Here is a 5274-nt window from a genome sequence, read left to right on the forward strand (position 1 = left end):
CATTGAAGGTCAGTAACTTCTTCATGGAAGGCACAAGCAAAAATCCCCCTTGGCTGCTGGTGAAAGCGTCCAAGGGGGATTTTCCTTTGAAAAGGTTGGCGGCGACCGACTCTCCCACCGGTGAAGGCAGTACCATAGGCGCACCGGGGCTTAACGGCTCTGTTCGGAATGGGAAGAGGTGAACACCCGGGCTAAAGCCACCATTGCTGGCGGGGGTTGCGGTGTTCTGATGGCTTCTTTGTGAAGAAGCGCGCAACCCTCAATAACTCGACGTAAGGGGACAAAAACGAAACGTAAGATGCGCGCTTGACGCTGCACTTGCGTGCTTACCAGAAGCCCTCGGCCACTTAGTACGGCTCAGCTATTGTGTTTCCACTTGTTCACCTGCCGCCTATCCACGTCGTCATCTCCGACGGGCCTTCAATTGGGAAATCTCATCTCCAGGGGAGTTTCGCACTTAGATGCTTTCAGCGCTTATCTCGTCCCAGCGTAGCTACCCGGCGCTGCACCTGGCGGTACAACCGGCGCACCAGCGGCTGGTCCATCCCGGTCCTCTCGTACTAAGGACAGGTCCTGTCAAATTTCCAACGCCCACCACAGATAGGGACCGAACTGTCTCACGACGTTCTGAACCCAGCTCGCGTGCCACTTTAATCGGCGAACAGCCGAACCCTTGGGACCTTCTCCAGCCCCAGGACGTGACGAGCCGACATCGAGGTGCCAAACCTCCCCGTCGATATGAGCTCTTGGGGGAGATCAGCCTGTTATCCCCGGCGTACCTTTTATCCTTTGAGCGATGGCCCTTCCATGCGGAACCACCGGATCACTATATCCGTCTTTCGACCCTGCTCGGCTAGTCGGCCTCACAGTCAAGCCCGCTTCTGCTATTGCGCTCTGCGTCCGGTTACCAAGCGGACTGAGCGGACCTTTGAAAGCCTCCGATACTCTTTTGGAGGCGACCACCCCAGTCAAACTACCCAGCAGCCACTGTCTCCCAGAATCCTGGGATTAGGCATCAGGCACAGTAAGGGCGGTATTTCAACGTCGGCTCCCCGAGAACTAGCGTCCCCGGCTCAGCGCCTCCCGCCTATGCTACACATACTGAACCCAACACCAATGGCAACCTATAGTAAAGGTGCACGGGGTCTTTCCGTCCCGTGGCGGGTACTCGGCATCTTCACCGAGACTACAATTTCACCGAGCTCACGGCTGAGACAGCGCCCAGATCGTTACACCATTCGTGCAGGTCGGAACTTACCCGACAAGGAATTTCGCTACCTTAGGACCGTTATAGTTACGGCCGCCGTTTACCGGGGCTTCGATTCAAACCTTCGCCTTGCGACTAAGTTCCCCTCTTAACCTTCCGGCACCGGGCAGGTGTCAGACCTTATACGTCCGCTTGCGCGTTAGCAAAGTCATGTGTTTTTGTTAAACAGTCGCCTGGGCCTTTTCACTGCGGCTTCTCGTCTTGCAACGAGGAAGCGACCCTTCTCCCGAAGTTACAGGTCCATTTTGCCGAGTTCCTTGGCCGTGATTCACTCGAGCGCCTCAGGATGCTCTCCTTGACTACCTGTGTCGGTTTGCGGTACGGGTGATAAACAAATTAAAACGCTTAGCAGGTTTTCTTGGCAGTCGGATTAGGCACACTATCCGCGTGACCCGAAGGTCGTGCGGTACTATCAGCTTTCGACAAAAAAGGCGTACTTAACTACCTCTCCTATATCTACGGCCTTCAACGGGCACTTCCGTCCGCCCGCGGTGCTTTCACTTCTGCGTCACTGCATCACTTTTGTTCATCAGTGCAGGAATATTAACCTGCTGTCCATCGAGTTCACCTTTCGGCTGCCCCTTAGGTCCCGACTAACCCAATTCCGATTAGCGTTGAATTGGAAACCTTAGTCTATCGGCGTGGGGGTTTCGCACCCCCATTATCGTTACTCATGCCTACATATGCTTTTCTCCACGCTCCACCACGCCTGACGACGCGGCTTCACCGCAAGGAGAATGCTCCCCTACCACTTAGCTGTCTTTCAAGCTAAATCCAAAGCTTCGGTACTAGATTTGATGCCCGCGTATTATCGATGCCCGGTCGCTCGACCAGTGAGCTGTTACGCACTCTTTAAAGGAATGGCTGCTTCCAAGCCAACCTCCTGGCTGTCAAAGCAACTGGACCTCCTTTGTTCAACTTAATCTAGATTTAGGGACCTTAGCTGTTGGTCTGGGTTCTTTCCCTCTCGGCCGGGGACCTTAGCACCCCAGGCCTCACTGCCGGCTATAGCCAGTGGCATTCGGAGTTCATCAGGATTCGGTAGGCTCTGACACCCCCTAGTCCTATTGGTAGCTCTACCTCCACTGACCTCAACGCCGACGCTGTACCTCAATACATTTCGGGGAGTACGAGCTATTTCTCAGTTTGATTGGCCTTTCACCCCTACCCTCAAGTCATCCAAATCCTTTTCAACGGAAACTGGTTCGGTCCTCCAGTGCCTGTTACGGCACCTTCAACCTGCTCAAGGGTAGCTCACAAAGTTTCGCGTCTACCCCCCCCGACTGCGCGCCCTGTTCAGACTCGCTTTCGCTGCGGCTCCGTGGCTTCAACCACTTAACCTTGCCGGGGAGGAGTAACTCGTAGGCTCATTATGCAAAAGGCACGCTATCAGGCCACAAAAGCCCTCTAACTGCTTGTAAGCACACGGTTTCAGGTTCTTTTCACTCCGGTATTCCCGGTTCTTTTCACCTTTCCCTCACGGTACTAGTTCACTATCGGTGTCTCAGGAGTATGTAGCCTTAGCGGATGGTGCCGCTCGCTTCAGACGGGGTTTCTCCGGCCCCGCCCTACTCAGGGTACCGCTACCGTGAATCAGAAGTGTCGCTTACCGGACTCTCACCGTCTATGGTGCACTTTCCCAAGTGCTTCAGCTACCTCGATTCAATCAGATGTCGCGGCCCTACAACCCCGGATTGGCCGTAACCAACCCGGTTTGGGCTCCTCCCCGTTCGCTCGCCACTACTTGGGGAATCATTGTTATTTTCTTTTCCTGCAGGTACTTAGATGTTTCAGTTCCCTGCGTTTGCCGCCGCCGGTCAAGCCGGTCGGCTCACACATCTTCCATGTGCGGGGTTGCCCCATTCGGAAATCTGAGGATTAACGGGTATGTGCCCCTCCCCCCAGCTTATCGCAGCTTATCGCGTCCTTCGTCGCCTCTGAGACCCTAGGCATCCCCCGTGTGCTCTTTCTTACTTCTTGTTTCGTAATCACACTTGTTGATTGTCATCCGAAGATGACCAAGCGCGCTACGCTTCGTTTTTGTTACCCCTTACGTCAAAGAACGTTTGTCATCTTAGTATTTGATGACTTCGTGAATAAGCTCCAATTAAGCTGATTCAGTATCACTATGGTGGAGAATAACGGATTCGAACCGTTGACCCCCTGCGTGCAAGGCAGGTGCTCTAGCCAGCTGAGCTAATCCCCCGAGTTTCGTATCCAGCAGCAATCCCGCTAGTTACAGTGGGCCTGCGTGGACTCGAACCACGGACCTCTACATTATCAGTGTAGCGCTCTAACCACCTGAGCTACAAGCCCGGGTTTCGACGATACCCGAAGGCAAACGTAGAATCCGTATTCAAAAATCATTTGAATGAGGAAATAAACAAAGAGTAAGTACCAAGCTACTCTATCAATTACTCATAACATCGTGAGCAACGCCGCTCCAGAAAGGAGGTGATCCAGCCGCACCTTCCGGTACGGCTACCTTGTTACGACTTAGCCCTAATTACCTGTTCTACCCTAACCGGCTTCGTTGCGGAGCACCGGCTTCAGGTCTACCAGACTTTCATGGCTTGACGGGCGGTGTGTACAAGGCCCGGGAACGTATTCACCGCGTCATTGCTGATACGCGATTACTAGTGATTCCAGCTTCACGGAGTCGAGTTGCAGACTCCGATCCGAACTGAGAACGGCTTTTCGGGATTGGCGCACCATCGCTGGTTGGCAACCCGCTGTACCGTCCATTGTAGCACGTGTGTAGCCCTAGGCGTAAGGGCCATGATGACCTGACGTCGTCCCCGCCTTCCTCACTGCTTGCGCAGGCAGTCTGGCTAGAGTCCCCACCATTACGTGCTGGCAACTAACCATAGGGGTTGCGCTCGTTGCGGGACTTAACCCAACACCTCACGGCACGAGCTGACGACGGCCATGCAGCACCTTGCTTTGTGTCCCGAAGGAAAGCCTCATCTCTGAGGCGGTCACGCGCATTCTAGCCTAGGTAAGGTTCCTCGCGTATCATCGAATTAAACCACATGCTCCACCACTTGTGCGGGCCCCCGTCAATTCTTTTGAGTTTCACCCTTGCGGGCGTACTCCCCAGGTGGGATACTTAACGCTTTCGCTAAGCCAGTGACCGTCTATCGCCACCAGCGAGTATCCATCGTTTACGGCGTGGACTACCAGGGTATCTAATCCTGTTCGCTCCCCACGCTTTCGTGCCTCAGCGTCAGTTACAGTCTAGGCAGCTGCCTTCGCAATCGGGGTTCTGGATGCTATCTATGCATTTCACCGCTACAGCATCCATTCCGCCACCCTCGTCTGTACTCAAGTTCGCCAGTTTCCAGGGCAGTTCCGTTGTTGAGCAACGGGCTTTCACCCCAGACTTAAAGAACCGCCTACGCACCCTTTAAACCCAATAAATCCGGACAACGCTTGCACCCTCCGTATTACCGCGGCTGCTGGCACGGAGTTAGCCGGTGCTTATTCACCAGGTACCGTCAGTAGAGGACGCATCCCCTTTTTTCTTCCCTGGCAAAAGCAGTTTACGACTCAGAAAGCCTTCATCCTGCACGCGGCATGGCTGGGTCAGCCTCTCGGCCATTGCCCAATATTCCCTACTGCTGCCTCCCGTAGGAGTCGGGCCCGTATCTCAGTGCCCGTGTGGGGGACCAGCCTCTCAGCTCCCCTAGCCATCGTCGCCTTGGTGGGCCGTTACCCCCCCAACTAGCTAATGGCACGCAACCCCATCCGAATCCAATAAATCTTTAACTAATAACCGATGCCGGTCTATAGTTTTATGCGGTATTAATCCGCCTTTCGGCGGGCTATCCCCCAGATTCGGGTAGGTTGGTTACGCGTTACGCACCCGTGCGCCACTATCGGTATTGCTACCGACCGTTCGACTTGCATGTATTAGGCCTGCCGCTAGCGTTCATCCTGAGCCAAGATCAAACTCTCCATTGTAAAATTCTTCTACACCCATCCGAAGATGGGCTGATGTCGAGTGC

At 54.3% G+C, this 5274-nt stretch carries 2 tRNA genes and 3 rRNA genes; all 5 read right to left on the minus strand.

The window, feature by feature from the left end:
* Positions 1-93: 93 nt before the first annotated feature.
* The 5 genes from rrf to JKL48_RS22730 all read right to left on the minus strand — a co-directional run bounded on the left by rrf (position 94) and on the right by JKL48_RS22730 (position 5230).
* A 5S ribosomal RNA gene (gene rrf / locus JKL48_RS22710) occupies positions 94-205 on the minus strand.
* 122 nt (positions 206-327) lie between these two features.
* Positions 328-3247: ribosomal RNA gene (locus JKL48_RS22715) — 23S ribosomal RNA — on the minus strand.
* A 149-nt stretch (positions 3248-3396) separates the two neighbouring features.
* Positions 3397-3473: transfer RNA gene (locus JKL48_RS22720), tRNA-Ala, on the minus strand.
* Between the two features lie 36 nt (positions 3474-3509).
* Positions 3510-3583: transfer RNA gene (locus JKL48_RS22725), tRNA-Ile, on the minus strand.
* Between the two features lie 131 nt (positions 3584-3714).
* Positions 3715-5230: ribosomal RNA gene (locus JKL48_RS22730) — 16S ribosomal RNA — on the minus strand.
* The 16S, 23S and 5S rRNA genes sit together here with 2 tRNA genes alongside, the layout of an rRNA operon.
* Between the last annotated feature and the right edge of the window lie 44 nt (positions 5231-5274).

It is taken from the genome of Hymenobacter rubidus, assembly GCF_016734815.1.
Lineage (GTDB): Bacteria > Bacteroidota > Bacteroidia > Cytophagales > Hymenobacteraceae > Hymenobacter > Hymenobacter rubidus.